The organism is Arthrobacter sp. P2b (assembly GCF_900168295.1).
GTDB lineage: Bacteria > Actinomycetota > Actinomycetes > Actinomycetales > Micrococcaceae > Arthrobacter.
This window is the reverse complement of the sequence record NZ_FVZL01000022.1, coordinates 47,170-65,089: the sequence shown is the minus strand read 5'-3', so window position 1 is coordinate 65,089 and position 17,920 is coordinate 47,170. Positions and strand designations below refer to the sequence as shown.

14 protein-coding genes are annotated in these 17,920 nt (G+C 59.9%); 2 read left to right on the top strand and 12 right to left on the bottom strand.

Annotation, left to right across the window (positions count from 1 at the left end; all coding sequences use genetic code 11):
- Positions 1–505: 505 nt before the first annotated feature.
- From leuD to B5520_RS20520, 11 genes are all read right to left on the bottom strand, one after another.
- Positions 506–1,105 (bottom strand): 3-isopropylmalate dehydratase small subunit, encoded by a 600-nt coding sequence (gene leuD, locus B5520_RS20570; protein WP_079598929.1) that lies wholly within the window; start codon positions 1,103–1,105, stop codon positions 506–508.
- A gap of 359 nt (positions 1,106–1,464) precedes the next feature.
- Positions 1,465–1,887: a MarR family winged helix-turn-helix transcriptional regulator gene (locus tag B5520_RS20565; RefSeq protein ID WP_176156937.1), complete on the bottom strand. Its 423-nt coding sequence runs from the start codon at positions 1,885–1,887 to the stop codon at positions 1,465–1,467.
- Between the two features lie 264 nt (positions 1,888–2,151).
- Entirely contained in the window at positions 2,152–2,919 is a 768-nt protein-coding gene (locus B5520_RS20560) for a crotonase/enoyl-CoA hydratase family protein (RefSeq protein WP_079598927.1), read from the bottom strand.
- Between the two features lie 2 nt (positions 2,920–2,921).
- A complete protein-coding gene (locus tag B5520_RS20555) occupies positions 2,922–4,001 on the bottom strand; it encodes a 3-hydroxyacyl-CoA dehydrogenase NAD-binding domain-containing protein (RefSeq protein WP_079598926.1) in 1,080 nt (359 codons plus the stop codon).
- 276 nt (positions 4,002–4,277) lie between these two features.
- Positions 4,278–5,171, bottom strand: coding sequence for a cytochrome b/b6 domain-containing protein (locus tag B5520_RS20550; RefSeq protein ID WP_254865653.1), 894 nt, complete (start codon positions 5,169–5,171; stop codon positions 4,278–4,280).
- Between the two features lie 614 nt (positions 5,172–5,785).
- Positions 5,786–6,778 (bottom strand): electron transfer flavoprotein subunit alpha/FixB family protein, encoded by a 993-nt coding sequence (locus B5520_RS20545; RefSeq protein WP_079598924.1) that lies wholly within the window; start codon positions 6,776–6,778, stop codon positions 5,786–5,788.
- A gap of 33 nt (positions 6,779–6,811) precedes the next feature.
- A complete protein-coding gene (locus tag B5520_RS20540) occupies positions 6,812–7,591 on the bottom strand; it encodes an electron transfer flavoprotein subunit beta/FixA family protein (protein WP_079598923.1) in 780 nt (259 codons plus the stop codon).
- 187 nt (positions 7,592–7,778) lie between these two features.
- The gene (locus tag B5520_RS20535) at positions 7,779–9,569 is read right to left on the bottom strand and encodes an acyl-CoA dehydrogenase C-terminal domain-containing protein (RefSeq protein ID WP_079598922.1); all 1,791 of its coding nucleotides are present in this window, start codon (positions 9,567–9,569) and stop codon (positions 7,779–7,781) included.
- A 53-nt stretch (positions 9,570–9,622) separates the two neighbouring features.
- A complete protein-coding gene (locus B5520_RS20530) occupies positions 9,623–11,194 on the bottom strand; it encodes a class I adenylate-forming enzyme family protein (RefSeq protein ID WP_079598921.1) in 1,572 nt (523 codons plus the stop codon).
- Positions 11,195–11,372: 178 nt separating this feature from the next.
- On the bottom strand, positions 11,373–12,734 hold the full coding sequence (locus tag B5520_RS20525) for an MFS transporter (RefSeq protein ID WP_079598920.1): 1,362 nt from the start codon (positions 12,732–12,734) through the stop codon (positions 11,373–11,375).
- A gap of 468 nt (positions 12,735–13,202) precedes the next feature.
- Positions 13,203–14,123, bottom strand: a complete 921-nt coding sequence (locus tag B5520_RS20520; protein ID WP_079598919.1) for an oxygenase MpaB family protein — start codon at positions 14,121–14,123, stop codon at positions 13,203–13,205.
- Positions 14,124–14,464: 341 nt separating this feature from the next.
- Here B5520_RS20520 and B5520_RS20515 point away from each other — a divergent pair, with 341 nt between their 5' ends.
- Together B5520_RS20515 and B5520_RS20510 are read left to right on the top strand one after the other, a co-directional pair.
- Positions 14,465–15,544, top strand: coding sequence for a cupin domain-containing protein (locus B5520_RS20515; RefSeq protein ID WP_079598934.1), 1,080 nt, complete (start codon positions 14,465–14,467; stop codon positions 15,542–15,544).
- A gap of 67 nt (positions 15,545–15,611) precedes the next feature.
- A complete protein-coding gene (locus B5520_RS20510; RefSeq protein ID WP_079598918.1) occupies positions 15,612–16,337 on the top strand; it encodes a maleylpyruvate isomerase N-terminal domain-containing protein in 726 nt (241 codons plus the stop codon).
- A gap of 167 nt (positions 16,338–16,504) precedes the next feature.
- On the opposite strand, the gene B5520_RS20505 is transcribed toward B5520_RS20510, so the two are convergent.
- A complete protein-coding gene (locus B5520_RS20505) occupies positions 16,505–17,656 on the bottom strand; it encodes an XdhC family protein (RefSeq protein ID WP_079598917.1) in 1,152 nt (383 codons plus the stop codon).
- Positions 17,657–17,920 lie beyond the last annotated feature (264 nt).

Genomic DNA, 17,920 nt, shown 5'->3' with positions numbered 1-17,920 from the left:
AAATAACGGTCTCGACAACCACTATTTTCCCAGTTCAGAGCACCCTTTCCCTGATTAACACGCCAGCCCCACAGACCCGCCATGAAAACCCCGGGCTAGCCCATCATCGCGCACCTCAATCTCAACACCGGGTTTGAGCCCGTTCCAATCGAAAATTTCCCAAGACATTGGCGTCACGGAGCCTTCCTTGATCCCTCCGGCAGGGGCTTGTAACCCAAGGAGGGTCTCAAGTAGCAACCGAAGATTATGGCAGTCGAGAGCCGGTGACTACGCACGTTTTCCTAACGAGAGTAGAGCCAGAGCGCGCAACGGTTTCGAGACTGCAGGGACTACCCGGACGCTGTGGATCCGGCAAGGTACAGGCCTCGGATAGGTGATTTGGCCCGGGAGGCGACACCTGGCTTTCAGGTCTCGTGTTGCGACCGATTGCACGCCTCCAGGCCCAAGAGTGTGGGGCTATATCTATGCGGGATCTGTGGAAGCCCGAGTGGCTTTCCTGGTCCGCCTACTTGGAGATGGTGGTTGGTAGCCAGGCGGGTCTGGTTCTTTCAAATGCAGTAATCAGTTCTTGGTCTTGCAAGGTCAGAGCGATGTCGTCCAGGCCATTGAGCAGTCTCCGCTTTGCGTCGGCGTCGATGTTGAACTCGAGGTCCAGGCCATCAGCGTTTATTGTTTGAGCGTCCAGGTCGATGCTCAGTGGAACCTCAGGGTGGGACTCCACCTGTTGCCAGAGCTGCTCAATCTGTTGCGGTTCCACTTGAATCGCCAAAAGACCCGACTTTGCTGCGTTGCCTCGGAAGATGTCGGCGAAGCGTGGTGAGATGACCGCTCGGAAGCCGTAGTCCATGAGCGCCCAGACGGCGTGTTCCCGGGAGGAACCGGTTCCGAAGTCGGGGCCTGCGATTAGGATGTTTGCCCCTGAGTGTTCCGGGCGGTTGAGCACGAAGTCAGGGTCGCGGCGCCAACTGGCGAAGAGGCCGTCTTCGAACCCGGTTCGGGTGATGCGCTTCATGTAGACGGCTGGGATGATTTGGTCTGTGTCAACGTTGTTGCGTCTGAGTGGAACGGCTTTGCCGTTGACGTTGGTCACGGATTGGAAGGCCACGTGATCTTCTCTCCTTTGAGGCAGTAGGACTGTGGCCCTCGTTGCGGCTTATGCCGCTCGTGGGTCCACGAGGACTTTGTATCCATCTGAGCGGTAGAAAACGCGTCTGGGCCGGAAGGCGTCCTGGCGAAGCCAGAGGAATGCACCATCTTTTGTGACGGCGTCGATGGCGCCCTCGATGCGGTCCTTGTTACGCGCAATGAGTACTACGGTGTCCGGGAATCAGTTGGGACTGCTCATCCTTCAGGCGCAATCTATGATGTAGCGAAGAAACGACTTCCTAATTGACCATACGAGTCCAACGTCAGCCGAGGTACTAGCCGCATTCATTTTCTTCTCCCTTCAGGGGCCCGGAGCTCCTATTGGGGGTCGGTTATCATCTTGCCGAGCAGCTCGATCAAAGTCCTTCGTTCCTCGTCTGACAAACTTCGTGTGTACTCGGCGTCAAGAGCCAGGGCTCGCTCGTTCATCTTCTCGATGAAGAGTTTCCCCGCCGAGCTAAGGGTCAGCGTGAACACCCTGTTGTCACTCGCCGACCGGTGCCTCTCGACGAATCCCCTCTCGACAAGGCTTTTAATGAGGTTCACCATGTTGCTATTCTGCAGTCCGAGCTCTTCAGCAATTCTGCCCTGACGTACACCCGGGTTGCGGTCGATTGTTGCCAGCGTCGCATACGCCGCGGGAGTGAGTCCCGAGTCTGCGAATCTTCTATGGAAGGCCGCAAACATTCGCTCCTGGACCCGGCGAATCATGTAGCCCACCGTCTCCTCCACGAATGACATGTCGCACGAGTCCCAATCTGGATCGGATCCGCTGCTGACGGGGGCCGCATTTTTCCCCACCGGATCTGGCCTATCTACCATCGAGCTCTTTCGCAGTCGTCGTAGTACAACGATGCCCCGTCGGCGCGCTAGTGAGAGGCCTCGAAGCATGACGTTTTCTAATGTTGGATCTCCAGACGTCCACGATAGCGGGAGGCGACGCCCTCCGATGAAAAGGTGGGCCGAAGCTGTACTGGATCAACTTCAGCTGAATTATCCCCTCCTCTACTGAAGAGGGCGTGCCCTCTTGGCGAGGAAATCCTCCAGACCGTCCGTGGCGCCTGGACTGGACTGGACCAGAGAGGCTATTGCCGACTCCAGATACAGACCGTCGTCATGACCCATATCTCGAATACGAGGCAGCGCGGCTACGATCGCTTCGTTCGATACTGATGAATTCTCAGCGATGGCATGCGCGAGTTCGGTCGCTTTTTCAAGGGAGTCGCCAGCAGGGACCATATATTGCGCGGCGCCCATAGCGACTGCATCATCTGCCTGCACGACACGCGCCGTAAGCATCATGTCCGTCATGCGTGCGACTCCGATGAGTCGGCTCACTCGTACGGACCCGCCACCGCCCACAAAAATCCCTCGACGCCCTTCGGGCAGAGCAAGGTAGGTTGTCTCATCGGCAACGCGTATGTGAGTCGCTGCCGCCAGTTCGAAACCCGCGCCGATAACTGCCCCCCTGAGCGCTGCAAGCCACGGAATGCGCCCCTTCTCGATCTTGTCCATGATCACTCCCTGGCGGCGGGATGCCGCAAAGGTGTCGAGCGGCGTTCGTTCCCGGTGCTCTCCCAGGTCCAAGCCCGCAGAAAAGTTGGGTCCGTGGCTGAATATAACCCCAGCGCGGCACTCCTGCTCGGCGATGTTCACGAACTCGCCGATCGTCTCGAACATATCTTGCTTCAGTGCGTTTCGTTTCTCGGCGCGATCGATGCCGATAAAACCGACCGAGTCGCGGACCTCAAAGGAGATGTGACTGCTTCGCATGGTTATGCCTTCCTGGTGATTTTGCTGAACTTTGTTACTGACTCGTCGGAAATTTCCTGCCCTTGAGCCTGTGTGCCTGCCGACGGCAGTTGCTGCGCGAAAGCCGCGTAGGAGACCAGCGCGTTATCCCGCCACCGTTCCCACTCGGCATTCGTCCACTGGCCCCGAAGCTCTTCGACGCCCTCCACAAGTGCCGCCTGTGTCTCTTCATCCAACCGGGGACTGGCGAGGTCATCCCACCAGCTCTGCACCTCGGGAGCGAAACGCGACAACAGGTCCGCGATTCCGCCTTTTCCACCTGCCAAATTGAAGGTCATAAGGGGGCCCATCAGCGCCCATCGAGGCCCTAGACCGTAACGGATCGTGGCGTCGATATCGGTTGCAGAAGCGACCCCGTCTCTCAGGCAAGCGACCGCTTCCCTGAGCAGGGAAAATTGCAGTCGGTTGGCTAGGTGGCCAACCCGTTCGCGACGGACAACTACGGGATACTTACCCAAGCTCAGGTAAAACTCGCGTGTTGCTTCAACGGCTTCGTCCGGCGCGTCTCCTGCCACCACTTCCACAAGGGGAACGATGTAGGCGGGGTGAAAGGGATGACCGATGAGACAGCGTTGGGGGTGATGGCACGCTGCCTGCAGCACGGACGGGGGCGTACCTCCACTGCTCGAGAGAATGAGCCGGTTTGGGGGAAGGAAGCTATCGATCTCAGCGATGATTGCGAGCTTGGCCTCGCGGCCCTCGGGGCCATTTTCCTGCACCAAGTCGCTGGCGAGTGCAACCGACCTGACGTCAGTAACGATCTTCAGAGACTCCGTCGGGGGGGCTTCTGCTTCGGTAAGGCCAAGCTGTACGAGGGTGGGCCAGATCCCTGTTATACGGTCTTCAAGGCCCTGACGAGCCGCGGGGGACGGGTCGGTCGCCACCACTGACAGGCCACGGGCCAGCAGCAGGGCGGCCCAGGCCGTTCCAACCGACCCCAGGCCTACCAGGCCCACCGTTGAGACGTCCGCTGCGGAGAGAAAGTCGCCGGCTGGCTCACGGTGATTGCCAGACCGTGGGTGCCCATCTTGTTTTTCGGTCATTGTGCTGACTTTCTCGAAGGGGGCCTTAGCGGCTTACCGAACTACTTATCTAATATAACTATATTTCATAAGTATCTGCGGGGGCAATCCCGACTGACCGTATTTTGGCAATCAGGAGGCTGCACCCAGGGTTGCGTTACCGGTGCGATGAACTAGCTGGTCATGGATGCTTGGCCATCTGCGGCCACAGGGCTTGTCCCATGAATCAGCCCTGGTTTGGTGTCCTGTGGCCGCAATTCGCGCCTCCCGTCCTCAAGGGATCGCGCGCTCCATTGTCTAGTTCTTGGTGACGTCGCCCATCCGGGTTGCCAGGTGTGTGCTGAAGACGGGCTTGGTGAGGTACCACCCGACGGCGATGAGGAGGAGGGAGGCCAGGAAAATAACCAGCCCCCACCAGTCCACGATGTCCCGGGAGCTGTAAATATGGTTCAGGTTACGAAGAGCGCCGGTGAAGAACACCAGGAACACATGGACCAGCGTGAAACCGACGAAGAACAGCATCACCGGGAAGTGCAGTCCCCGGGCTACCTCCATCGGATAGATCCGGTTCAGGGTTGTGGCCTTTGCAGGCCACCAGGTAGACATCCGCCATCCTGTGAGAATCGCCAGGGGTGCTGCCACGTAAACGATAAGGAAGTAGGCCACCATTTGCAGTGCGTTGTAGTGCACCCACCCATTCTCAGTAGGCCAATGTAGTGACGCGTACTGGACGGCCGTAGAGACGATGTTGGGGAATACGTCCCAGCTCGTGGGCACTATCCGCATCCAATGCCCGGTCGCCGCCAACAGCGCGATGAACACCGCACCGTTGGCCACCCACAGCACGTCCAACACTTGGTGCAGCCATTGGGACAGCGATACCTTCGACGGGGTATTGCCTTTCGGTGAGAAGAATGAGTTCTTTTTCGGCTTCCAGTACCCCGGCGGGCGCTTCTCGCTTCGAACCTGCAGGCCGGTTCGAACGACTAACACAAGGAAGAACATGTTCAAGTAGTGCTGCCACCCCATCCATGCTGGGAAGCCCTTGGGCGTGTTTTCCGGGAGCGTTGAATGCCCCGGGTATGTGGTCAAGAAGTCCTGCACCGCCGGAAGGGTGCGGGCCCATCGTGCCGCAAAGACCACCATCAGTGCCAGAATGAGGATTCCTATGACCGTTACTGCGGAACGCACCCACGCCGGACGGGTCGCCGCTCTCGGGGGCTGGGTCGAAGCGGACGGGGAGTGGGAACGGTCCGAAGCGTTGGCGTCCTCCGCTGCTCTGATGGGGGAGGCTTGTGCCGAGGTTCTAACGTAGTTCGGGGTCTCTGGCGTCAGGCGTGTTGGGGAAACGGTGCCGCCCCTCCGGCGTGCTGTAGGCGCCGAACTTCCACGGTGGTTCTCTGTTGGAGATTCTGATGGACCCTCTGCTGGCGTCTCAACCGCCCCTTTTCCAGCTCCCATGCGGCCCCCGATGGCAGGTTGTGGGGTTGCCCCTCCCATTCGCTGCTTGATGGCTGGGGCGGATGCTTCGGCTGACGTTGTTGGCTGTATGTCATTTGGCCGGTCTATTCGTTGCCCTATCCCCGGGCCCTGCGATTGAGGCACCCCAGCCGGACCGCCCGTTGCCGGGGAAGGGCCCATCCGCTGCTTCCGGACGCGGGTGGTGGAAGAAGCAGGCTCGGAGGCCGCATCGGAGAGCGTCGGGGCCGGTGCCGGAACAGCGTCTTTCCGGGTTCTGTCTTGGGGGCTGCTGGGCATAGTCGTCTTCCTGGCCTTGTGCTTCTGGTGGCTCGTCGGGCGAAGGCTCAGCCTCGGCGTGCGCGGAGTTCCTGTATGAGTGCTGGGACTACCTCGAAAGCGTCACCGACGATGCCAAAGTCAGCGATCTCGAAGATTGGAGCCTCCTCGTCCTTGTCGATGGCGACAATGTTCTTGGCCGTCTGCATGCCGGCACGGTGCTGTATGGCGCCAGAGATGCCCAGCGCGATGTACAGGTCCGGGGAAACCGTTATGCCGGTCTGACCGACCTGGCGGTCGGCTGGCGTGTAACCGGCGTCAACGGCGGCTCGGGACGCACCCACGGCCGCACCTAGCTCGTCGGCGAGCTGCTCGGCCAGACGAAACCCTTCGGCTGAACCGAGGCCCCGGCCTCCCGAGACCACCCTCTGGGCACCGTTCAGCTCCGGCCGGTCGGTACCTGCCGCAGCCGGGCGGACCTCCACAATGTGGGCGCCCGGGGTGCTGGTGTTGTTGCCGACCTCCGTGGTGGTGACCTGCGGGGCGGCCACAGCCTCGGCACGGTGCTCTATGGCTCCTGGACGGATGGTGAAAATACGCGGGCCTCCATCGACGGTCGACTCGGTTGTGTAGTCGCCGCCGAAGACAGAGTGCTGGGCGATGACTTCGTCATCGCCAAAGCGAAGTCCGACAACGTCAGCGCAGATGGCGCCGGAGGTCCGGATGGCAACCCGCCCAGCCACCTCGGCCGATTCAACGGTGTCCGGCAACAGCACTGCTACCGGGGAGAACTGCTCCACGGCGCCGACGAGGACAGCGGTCTGGGCAGCTCCCAGAGTTGAATCGACCAGAAAGGATTCGGCCAAGACCACGTGCGCCGCCCCCAACCGACCAAGGGCAGCCGGCAGGTCAGAGCTGGTTCCAGGTCGGGTGACAGCGACGGCGACAGGGGTACCGACCAAGGCGGCTGCACCGATCAGCCCGGCAGCGGTGGCTTTCGGCAAACCCTCGGCGGTGGTCTCGATGAAGACGACGACGGGGTTGGTGACGTTGGATTCCATGTGTACGTTTTCTCCTACGGTAACTGGCCGGTGTCAGACCAAACGGTTGGCGGTCAAGAACTCGGCGAGCTGTGCTGCGGCCGTGCCGTCGTCACTGATCTTGGGGCCTGGCTGCTTCTCGGGACGTTCCTGGGCCGAGACCATCACCGACTGGACGGGTGCAGATGCCGGACCCGCTTGAATGCCCAGGTCTGCCAGGGACCAAGTCACTATCGGTTTCTTCTTGGCCGCCACGATGTTCTTGAAGTTTGGAAAGCGCGGCTCGGCGGCCTTCTCTGTCAGGGTCGCCACCGCGGGTAATTCGGCACGCACGGTGAGTGAGGCTCCTTCTACTTGAACTTGTCCTTCAATTGAGGACTCCGTGATCGTGACGGAGTCCAGGCACGGAGCGAGGGCCTGTCCCAGCAGTTCGGCAACCATTGCCGGAACCACTCCGCATTGACCGTCCGTCGACCTGTTGCCGGCAAGGATGAGATCGGCGCCAACCTTCTCCAGCGCAGCAGACAGTACACGAGCGGATTGCACCGCGTCGGAACCGGCCAGAGCAGGGTCTGTGACCAGAACCGCCGCATCGGCGCCCATGGACAACATCTTCCGCAGGGTCGCGGTGGCGTCCTCCGGACCCATTGACAGGATGATCACCTCGGCCGCCGGGGCCGAATCCTTGTACTGGAGAGCGGCTTCGGTGGTGCGTTCGTTAATCTCATCAGGCACATGTTCAGAGGCCGAACGGTCCAAAAGGCCCGTCACCATGTCTAAGGCACGGTGCGACCAGGTGTCAGGCACCTGTTTAGCCAACACGACGATTTTCACTGAGAAGCCCTCCTTGAATCTTTTGGCATCCCGATAGCAGGGGCAAGTTGAAGCCCTCGGGGTTAGTACCAAACATTTGTCACTCTCGAATTACAGGTGCGTTCGAAACGAGGCCTTGCTCCAGGACCAACGGCGGGCGCGGTACAGGGACCTGATGTAACGGATGTCCTATGGAATACCGGGCGGACTAGACGAACTCATCCACAGGGATGCCCATGACGTCGTGGATGCCGGACCGGACCCGCTGAGCGAGGGCCTGAATGTCTGGCATGAGGTAGGAGAAGAAGAACCGGGCGGTCCGTATCTTGTTGCTCAGGAACGTCGCATCGCCGTCGGAAACCCGCAGTTTCCGTGATGCCGTGGCCGCCATTCTGGCCCACATGTAGCCCAGCGACAGATAGCCGATCATGTTCATGAAGTCCAGCGATGCTGCGGCCATGCCCTCTCGGTTTGAGCTCCAGCGGGGAAGCTCCTCCCGGGTCAGTTGCTCGATCTGGTCGAGGGCCTGACGTAGGTGGTCGGCGATCTCAAGGAGTCCCTCATCATCCAGGGTTTTGATGCTGTCCCTGATCGTTGAGAAATATCTTCCCAGCACGTAACCCTCGTCGCCCACCACCTTACGGCCGATGAAGTCCATGGCCTGAATGCCGCTCGTTCCTTCTCCCAGGCGCAGCATCCGGATGTCCCTCAGATACTGTTCCGCACCGTTCTCCCGGATGTATCCGTGCCCGCCGAAACACTGAAGTGCCAGGTCTGCCGATTCAAAGCCCTTATCTGTAAGGAACGACTTCACTACTGGAGTGAGCAGGGAGACGAGATCATCATGCTTCTTCTGCTCCACGGGATCAGGGTGCCGCTCTGCCAGATCCAGATTGACGCTGACCCAGAACCCGAAGGCACGGCCTCCCTCCACGGTGGCCCGCTGTGTCATGAGCATCCGCCGCACGTCCGGATGCACAATGATCGGATCACCTGGCAACTCGGGCGATTTCGCGCCGGTTATCGACCGGCCCGCGAGGCGTTCATGCGTGTAGGTCAGGGCGTTGCGGTAGGCAGCATCCGCCACCCCGGTGGCGCACACGCCAGACGCAAGCCTCATCGCATTCATGATGATGAACATGCTGGCCATGCCCCGATGAGGGGTACCGAGCAGGTACCCGGTTGCGCCATCGAAGTTAGTCACGCACGTGGGGCTGCCGTGGATGCCTAGTTTCTTTTCAACCGAACTCACCGAGAACGCGTTACGTTCACCGATCGCACCGTCGGAGGTGACAAGGAACTTCGGGACGAGGAACAGGCTGATGCCCTTTGTACCCTCCGGCGCACCGGGCAATCGGGCGAGCACGAGATGGACGATGTTCGCAGTCATATCGTGGTCAGCCCAGCTGTTGAACATCTTCGTTCCCGTGATCCGGAAGCTGCCGTCGTCCTGTGGCACCGCACGGGTACGCAGTAAACCAAGGGCCGAACCGCACTGGGGTTCTGTCAGTGACATGGCAGTCAGCCATTCACCCGAGACGATCTTGGGTATAAAGCGCTCCTTTAGCTCATCGGAGGCGCTGTGCTTAATCACTTCGTAGGCTCCAGGAGCCGTCATGGGGGCCATGGCAAAGGCCAGATTCGAGCCACCGAGCATTTCTTCAAGGATGGTGCGCATGAATCCCGGCATCCCGTGGCCGCCATCCTCCTCGCGGCATCCGAGCGCCGGCCATCCGCCGTCGACGTAGCTCTGATAGGCCTTGGCGAAACCACTGGCCGTGACCACCCCGTCAGGGGTTGCCACTGATCCCTCACGGTCACCCACCTCATTCAGCGGTGCAATCTCCTGGGCCGCGAAGGCCCCGAAATGTTCGATCGTGGAGGAGACGAGATCCGCCTCGACGCCTTCGAAACCGGGAAATTCGGCGAGTGAGCTGACGTCGAGCACCTCATTGAGGAGGAACTCCATATCTTGAACTGGCGGGTGGTAGTCAGGCATTACTGCTCTCCCGTTTCAGTAATTTGCGGCTTCGTGGGATTAAAGTGAGCACGTCAGGCCCCCTCGCGGAGAAGCCGTCGGTTCAGTTTGTTCGTGGCGGTCTTCGGCAGAGACTCCACGAAATGGAATGCTCGGGGCTGCTGGTAACGGGACAGGCCCGATTCGGAGATGAAACGCTTCAGTTCGTCCGTCGACAGTGAAGGGTCGGCGCTTACCACGAACGCTTGGACCTGCTGTCCCCATTCCGGATGTGGAAGACCGACAACGGCTGCCTCGAGCACTGCCGGATGCTGGAAGAGTACTTCCTCAATCGCCGCAGGCATGATGTTGATGCCACCGGAGATGATCATGTCGTCACTGCGTCCCTCCAGGAAAAGGTATCCGTCCTCATCCAAGCGACCCATGTCGCTGGAGCGCCACCAACGCAGACCGTTCGCGTCGGTGACGAACATCCGTTCGGTCATTTCGTCGTCTTCCCAGATACCCAGGGCAACGCTCGGGGAGGTCGCCAGGACGACGCCCAGTTCTCCGGCCGGCAGGACATCCTCCGCTGATCCTCCGACCTTAACAATGCGAACCTCTGCGTTAGGGAAAGGTCGGCCGACACTGACAAGTCGGTCACCGGTCATGTCCTCCACTGTATGGATGGTCAGGAATCCACAGGTCTCGGTCGAACCGTAGGCATGGGCCACGTGAGGAGAAACTGTTTCCCTGATGCGGTTCAAGGTGGTGCTGTCCATTGGTTCGGCCGCAAACTGCGCCTGAATGACGCTTGCGTAGGTTTCAGGATTCGAATCGAAGCTCAGGAGTTTGCGCCACATCGTCGGCGCCAACGACATGTGCGTGACCTGTTCCGCTCTAATGGTGTTCTGGTATACCTCGACGTCGAACTTCTCAAGGAAAACGCAGCAGCCGCCAGCATTGAGGAACGGCAGGAAGGTCGCATAGAAACCTGTGAACGCGGTGCTGTAGGGGATGGCAATGCGCGACCCTGGACGCAGATCGCGATACATCGCGAAGGTCGACCGGGCAGCCTCGATGAGTCCCCGGTGAGAATGAACCACGCCCTTAGGCAGAGATGACGTACCCGACGAGAGCACGATCGCAGCCAAGTCGTCCTCGTTGGGTACGGGCAAGTCGTAAGCGGGTTCGAATTTAGAGAGGTCCCGGGGCACTTCCAGGCCCGTTTGCGCGGTGGTGGCGGAACGGCCAGCCCCCGTCAACAGGGCGACCCCCTTGACCGGGCGGGCGCACAGCTCCGAAGTGGCGGTGAACAGGTCGGCGAGGGAGGCGTCGTACAGGATGACGCCCGCCTCGAACTTGTCGACCAGCTTTGCCAGGAGCGGCGCTGATTCACGAGTGTGGAATGCCACAGGAAGAGCACCTAAGCGTACGACGGCAAGCCAGGACACCAGGTGGGCTGTGGACGGTAAAGTCAGCAGCCCCACCCGGTCTCCAGGTTGCACCCCTTGCTGGCGAAGCATGGTAACCAGCCGCCGTGAGGCTTCGTCCAACTCTCGGAAAGTCATCCGCGAGACGCTGTCCACCGCAGCCTCATAGCTCGGATATATGCGTGCCACCCGGTCGAAAGCCGCGGGGATCGTCAGGTTGTTTGTCGCAGCCAAAATCAGCTTCTTTCAATCAGTCGAACTACAAAATCGAACGTGGGCGCCGTTTTCATTCACTTACCTCATTTGTTCACGCCGTTTCGAATGGCGCCTGAATTCCTAAATGGAAAGCAGCACATTTGACTCGGACGGCGTGGCGGCCACTGTGCGCCAGTGACCGCCCGCAAAGTGAGGACTAAACTTCGGCGGCCATCTGAGCACCTGACCGGCCGGGTTCTTGCAACTCGCCGTTTTGGTATGCCGCTTCCTTGCGCCCCCAGCCTCCGGGAAGCAGCGCAACGGAGATGATCGAGATCGCAGAGACCACCAGGAGGTAGATGACAATGGAGTCACTGGATTGAGTGGCGGCGAACAGCGCCGTTGCAATCATTGGAGCGAACGCGGAGCCGCAGATCTGCGAGATGGTGTAACCCACTGATGCTCCGGTGTATCTGACTTCCCGGGAGAAGACCATGGAGAACAGGGAGCCAGTGACACCCGCCGCGGGGGACGTGGCGATGCCGAAGACCAACACCACGGCGAGGATGAAGTTGGCCGCCACGCCGGTGTTGATCAGCATGAAAGCCGGTCCGATGGCGACACCCATGGCCACGGCCCCGATGAGGTACATGGTCTTGCGCCCGTATTTGTCGGAGAGGGAGCCGAAGACCGGCATGAGGACGACTGCGACGAGGCCGGCGAGGAAGACCCCGAGCAGAACGCTGGTGCGGTCGATCTTTGCGACGGCGGTGCCGTAGTTCACCAGGTAGGCCATGGTGATGTATACAAAAACGCCCTGGCTAAGGTAGGTGCCGGCGACGAGGAAAATTTCCTTGGGGTGTCGGCGGAAGGCTTCCTTGATGGGGAGCTTCACCAGCTCCTTCTTCTCGCGGGCCGCGGCGAAGGCGGGACTTTCGGCGATCGTCAGGCGAATCACCAGGCCGACAATGACCAGCACCGCGCTGACCAGGAACGGCAACCGCCAGCCCCAGGCGAGGAACTGATCCCCGGGCAGCTGGCTGGCACCGAGGAAAGCGACAGTGGCGAGGCTCACACCGGCAGGGCCGCCCATCTGAGGAAACGCTCCATAGAAGCCCTTCTTGCCCTTGGGTGCGTGTTCCACGGCCATGAGGACGGCTCCGCCCCATTCACCGCCGACACAGAACCCCTGGAAGAGGCGCAGGACGGTCAGCAGGATGGGTGCGGCGATGCCGATCTGTGCATAGCCGGGCAACAGTCCCATCAGGAATGTTGCGGCGCCCATGCCTACCAGGGAGATGATGAGCATCTTCTTCCGACCGACCCGGTCACCGAAGTGGCCGAAGATGATACCTCCAAGGGGGCGGGCGAGGAATCCCACGCCGAAGGTGGCAAAGGACAGCAATGTACCCATCAGCGGGCCGGCTTCGGGGAAGAACAGCTTAGGGAAGACGATCGCTGCTGCTGTCCCATAGATGAAGAAGTCGTAGTACTCGACGGTGGTGCCGATGAAGCTCGCCAGGGCAACCTTCATGGGGCTAGTGCGGCCTTCAGCGTCTGGGGGTGTCTTCGTTGACATGTCATTTCCTTGAGGGACGAGGTGTAGCTAGCGGACGGGAGCTTTGCACTCCAGGAAGCGAGTGCCACTCCTGTTATTGGCTAGAGCCATTGAAAGCCAGCTTCTAGCAGGGGATGGGTGCACGCAGATCATGTGGCAAGCCCACCAACGTAAGGGTGGGAATGGGTAGGAACAGTAGTTATGCCTCATGCCTCTTTGGTAATTCACCCTTAGAAACAAATCACTTACGAACGTAAAAGTAGTGTTCGTGCCAGGGTGATGAACATCATACCCCGCTGAAGTGGATTTGCATACCAGGGGAACTAAGGCTTCATGGCTTCTCGAAAGGTAGGGGTGTGAGCCTTCTGGGCGCGCCTCGAGCCTGATCACCAAGAAGATGCCGGGACCGAGTGGCCGCACATTACGGTAGGGACTGAAGGGAACGGTGTGCTGGGCACTTGTTCAGCTCTTCGGCTTTTCCCTCGCCGATCAACGCCGCATGTTTAAGCCCGCTATCCGGCGGAGCCGTTTGCGTGCCGCCTTCTCGCTCGGTGACACCCGCCCTAGCGCAATACGCACGAGGACAAGGGCCGCCCGGGTTGCCGCCTTTATAGGGAGCGGCAGGGGTCCCAGGGTTGGTGTCTTGAGGCCAAGCAACTTCCGGTACTTTGGCTCCAAGCTCATCACGGCGGCTGCGAAAAGCAAGTGGTACCCCGGCCTGAGTAACGGGTGAAGAGGCGGATTGCGGATGAACGACACGGCTTCTTTAACCCTTTCATCAGCTACGAGCTCACCGTCGTCGTACCATCGCTCCAGCTGTTGGCGCATGTCCTTTTCGGTCATCGGCGGGGACTCGACTCCCATAAGAAGTCCAGCCCTGGCCCATTCGCTCACGTATGCATCCGGTCCACCGGGGATCCTGCCTCCCCAGAGTTTGTGGGCGCTGAGGAAGGCGTCAGTGAAGGTTATGTGGACCCAGAGAAGCAGTTCAGGATCGTTCGCCGCATACCGGCGGGATCTGCCACTTCTGTCCATGTACTCACCGTGGACATGCTGATGCAGGCGGGTTACCCAGTCGGATGCTGAATGTGCAGCTGCTGTCGACCCGTATGAGACGGTAAAGACCCACCGGATGGTCCCTGCCAGTCGCCCCAACGGGTCTGCCCGGAAGCGCGAGTGATCGTTTACACCCGCAAGGGCTCCGGGGTGAAGAGTCTGCATGAGTAGCGCCCGGATTCCGGCGACAATGGTTGACATGCTTCCGTGGACGGCCCAAACTGCCGAACCCGGCAGATAGTAGCCGTTGTCGTCACCATCAGCCAGACGGAGCACCCAATCGGGAGTGGCATCCGGAGTGCCAGTAAAAGCCCGTTTGAGCTCGCCCTGCCATCGCTTGTAGAAGTTGCGCATTACTCCTCCATTTGTCCCCGGACCCGCTTCGCCATCCACTCATGAGCTTGCCGCGTTCAGGCCGCTAAGAAAGACCGCCGCTTAGGACTTCGTCCGGGCGGCGATGGGGCTCTGGACTCTAGTCAGCCGGCGCTTTTCCCTCCGGCCGAAGGGATCCGCGGCTTTGGCTGCTGCCTCGGCACTTGCGTCATGGCCACTCGAAACGCACACGGCAGCCTGTTGCGGGTAGCACCAGGCGAACGCTTTAGAGCAGCGAGCTCCTTGTCTTTTATGAAACATTCTATTACAGTTCGTACTAATGATGTTTCGCATTGGTCTTTTCGATGACGAGGGAGCCTGCCATGCAGTCGACAAATGAGAACGCGCTTACACCGGAACTTACCAAGCTGTATTCGGATTTTGAGGCCAACAGCCTCGCCCCGCTTTGGACACAGCGCGACGACCTGATGCCTATGGTCCCTGAGTCAGATGCCGTTCCATTTGTTTGGAGGTGGCGCACTCTGTTCGACATCGCCGAGAGGAGCGGGGAGCTCGTGCCGGTTGGGCGGGGAGGGGAGCGCCGGGCAATCGGCCTTGCCAACCCCGGGCTGGTGGGCACCGCATATGCCACTCCCACCCTATGGTGCGCCATCCAGTACCTCGGTGGACACGAGACCGCACCCGAACACCGCCACGCCCAGAATGCCTTCCGTTTTGTCGTTGAGGGCGAGGGAGTCTGGACTGTAGTGAACGGTGACCCCGTGGCCATGAGGCGCGGGGACCTCCTCCTGACTCCTGGATGGAACTTCCACGGTCATCACAACGACACCGATAAGCCAATGGCGTGGATCGATGGCCTGGACGTTCCTTTCTCCAGGTACATGGATGTGGGCTTCTTTGAATTCGGGTCTGAGCGCGTCACCGATGAGGCGTCTCCGTCCGTCTCTCGAAGCGAGAGGCTCTGGGCCCATCCCGGCCTGCGCCCGCTCTCGGAGCTTGACGACAAGACCAGTTCGCCGCTTGCAGCATACCGATGGGAATATACCGACGCTGCCTTGCGCGAACAGCTGAGGCTTGAAGACGAAGGTCATCCAGCGACTGTCGAGCAAGGACACGCGGCCATCCGTTATGTGAACCCGACAACGGGCGGGGATGTCATGCCGACTCTGCGATGCGAGTTCCACAGGCTGCGGGCAGGCGCGGAAACACGCACCCGGCACGAAGTTGGCTCGTCAGTCTGGCAGGTTTTTGAGGGAACCGGAACGGTTGTACTCGGGGGCGTTGAGACCAAGCTTGAAAAAGGTGACCTTTTTGCCGTGCCCAGTTGGGTCTCATGGTCTTTGCATGCGGATACGGAATTTGACCTCTTCCGCTACAACGATGGCCCGATCATGGACCGTTTGAATTTTTCCAGGACCTTCATCCCCGGCGCTGACAACTAGCTCGCAACCGTCTCTGGGCGCCAGGCCATCATGTCTGCGCACCCTTCCAGGCAAAAAGGAACTTCTAATGGCTGCCCGAACAGATAAGGCAACTGATCAGGACCTCGTAGCTGACTTACTCCTCGCCCGACGTGGACAGGCCTTTTATAACCGTGCTCTAAAGCAGGCCGGGGACAAAGAGCTGGATGATCCATCGCTCGTCCCCGGCTGGAGCCGTCGCCGACTGATTGCACAGGTGGCATTGAATGCCCGCGACATGGCTCTCCTTGCCGACGATGCTGAGAATGGCAGTTCAACTCTCGTGACATCCGAAGCGCGAGTGAATTCTGAGGCTGCGTTTGCTTCGACCCTTCCACCGCAGTCGCTCAGGAATCTTTCAGAACACGCTGCCGTTCACCTGAGCGTTGCCTGGCGTGATTTGAGGGACGATCGGTGGTCACTGGCTGTACAACGAGACAATGACGCCGTCACCTTGAAGGCCATGGTGTGGTTGAGGGCGCGGGAAGTGTGGCTTCGAGCCCTGGACCTGAATACGGGGTTATCTTTTTCATCCTTGCCCCGCCAGTTCGTCTCCCGAATACTGTCGGACCTCTCTGAAGACTCGGTCTTGACGGCCCAGGTCCGCCAGGACCCCACGATCATGTCCTGCCTTGATGTTCAGTCAGTGTCAGCCGATGAAGGGGCGCACCAGAGGCAGCGGTCTGCATATGAGCTCGCCAAATGGGCATCGGGAAGAGGCGTATTCACAGGGTCGAACGGCAGGGTGTTGTCGGAGCGACGGTTGTGGGTCTAGGCCCCGAAGCCAGCACGGGCAATGCTTTTTGTGCCTCAGAGATCATGAAAACGGCCTTACGTCTATCGCTCACGGCGGCGTAACCTCCGAGCGACACGGCAACCTTTACCAGCGGCGTAAGTATGTGAAGAGCAATCAAGGCCGGTCAGGCCGGCTAGTCGGATCGACTAGCCGGCCGTCGTACTGACCACGCTCCGGCGTTCCGGGGAGTGTATGCGACCTCGGCTATTGCTCAATGGCCTGCCGCTGCCTCCCCACCGGGAAGCGACTATCTCGGCGGCTATGGAGACTGCAGTCTCTTCTGGAGTCCGTCCACCAATATCCAAGCCAATTGGGCTTGCCATGCGGGAAATCTGCTCTTCCGGAAGTCCCACACTTAATAGCCGGGCGACCCTGTCTTGATGGGTGCGCTGAGAGCCCATGGCCCCGAGATAACCGATGGCCGGGAGCCGCAAAGCTACATCAATGACCGGCACATCGAACTTTGGGTCGTGAGTCAGGACACACAAAACAGTGTTGGCGTCGATGCGGCCGGCAGAGGCCTCATCTTCCAGGTATTTGTGAGGCCATTGGACGACCACAGCGTCCGCGCTCGGGAAACGGGCGGGTGTTGCAAAGATAGGCCGTGCGTCGCATACGGTCACGTGATAGCCAAGAAACTTCCCTTGCTGAGCAAGGGCTGATGCAAAATCAACTGCACCAAATACGATCATTCGCGGCTTGGGGGCGAATGAATTAACGAAGATCTGCACTCCCGTGCCGAGCCGCTGGCCCTCAGGTCCGTACGTCAGGATTGAAGACGTTCCGGATGCAAGAAGTCCACGTGCATCGTCAGCGATGACGTTGTCTGCCTTGGGGTCTCCTGTGGTTCCCCTGACGCCGCTAGCATCGATGACCAAATGACGACCAACGGAGCTTGGCTCGGGACTGGCGATTACGGTAGCCAGGGCCACTGGCCGGTCAGCGCCGATGGCGGCAACGAGGGAATTAAGTTCGGGGAAGCTTTCTCCTGTGACGGGTTCCACGAAGATGTCCAGGATGCCTCCGCATGTAAGGCCGACGGCAAATGCATCGTCGTCACTGAACCCGTAGCTCTCCAGCTCGGGCTTCCCCGATGCCAGTACGGCGGCCCCGAGTTCATAGACGGCCCCTTCAACGCACCCGCCGGATATGGACCCGACGGCACTTCCATCATGAAGGCGAAGCATCGAAGAACCCTCCGGGCGGGGGGCGGAGTGCTGCGTCCGAACGACCGTTGCAAGCGCCGCCGGCTGTCCCAGGGCGAGCTGCCTGGAGAGCTCGGAAATGACTTCCTTCATGTTGTATTCCCGCCTTTCATGGTCCGCGCTTAATGCCAGCGCTTCAATCCGGCGCTCGGAACATCAAGCCCTTCGCAGCATGCATTAGCAGCCAGGATCAACACTGACCCCGACCGCGATCGGATTTTTTTGAAACACCGCATAGACGAACGTATTGCGTAATGATACGCTAATTAAGCCAAAGGGGGCAAGGATCGAAAGGACGATACGAGCGCCAATGTCGCCGCATCCATATCGCACTCTGAGCCGCGAGTCCCGGCACAG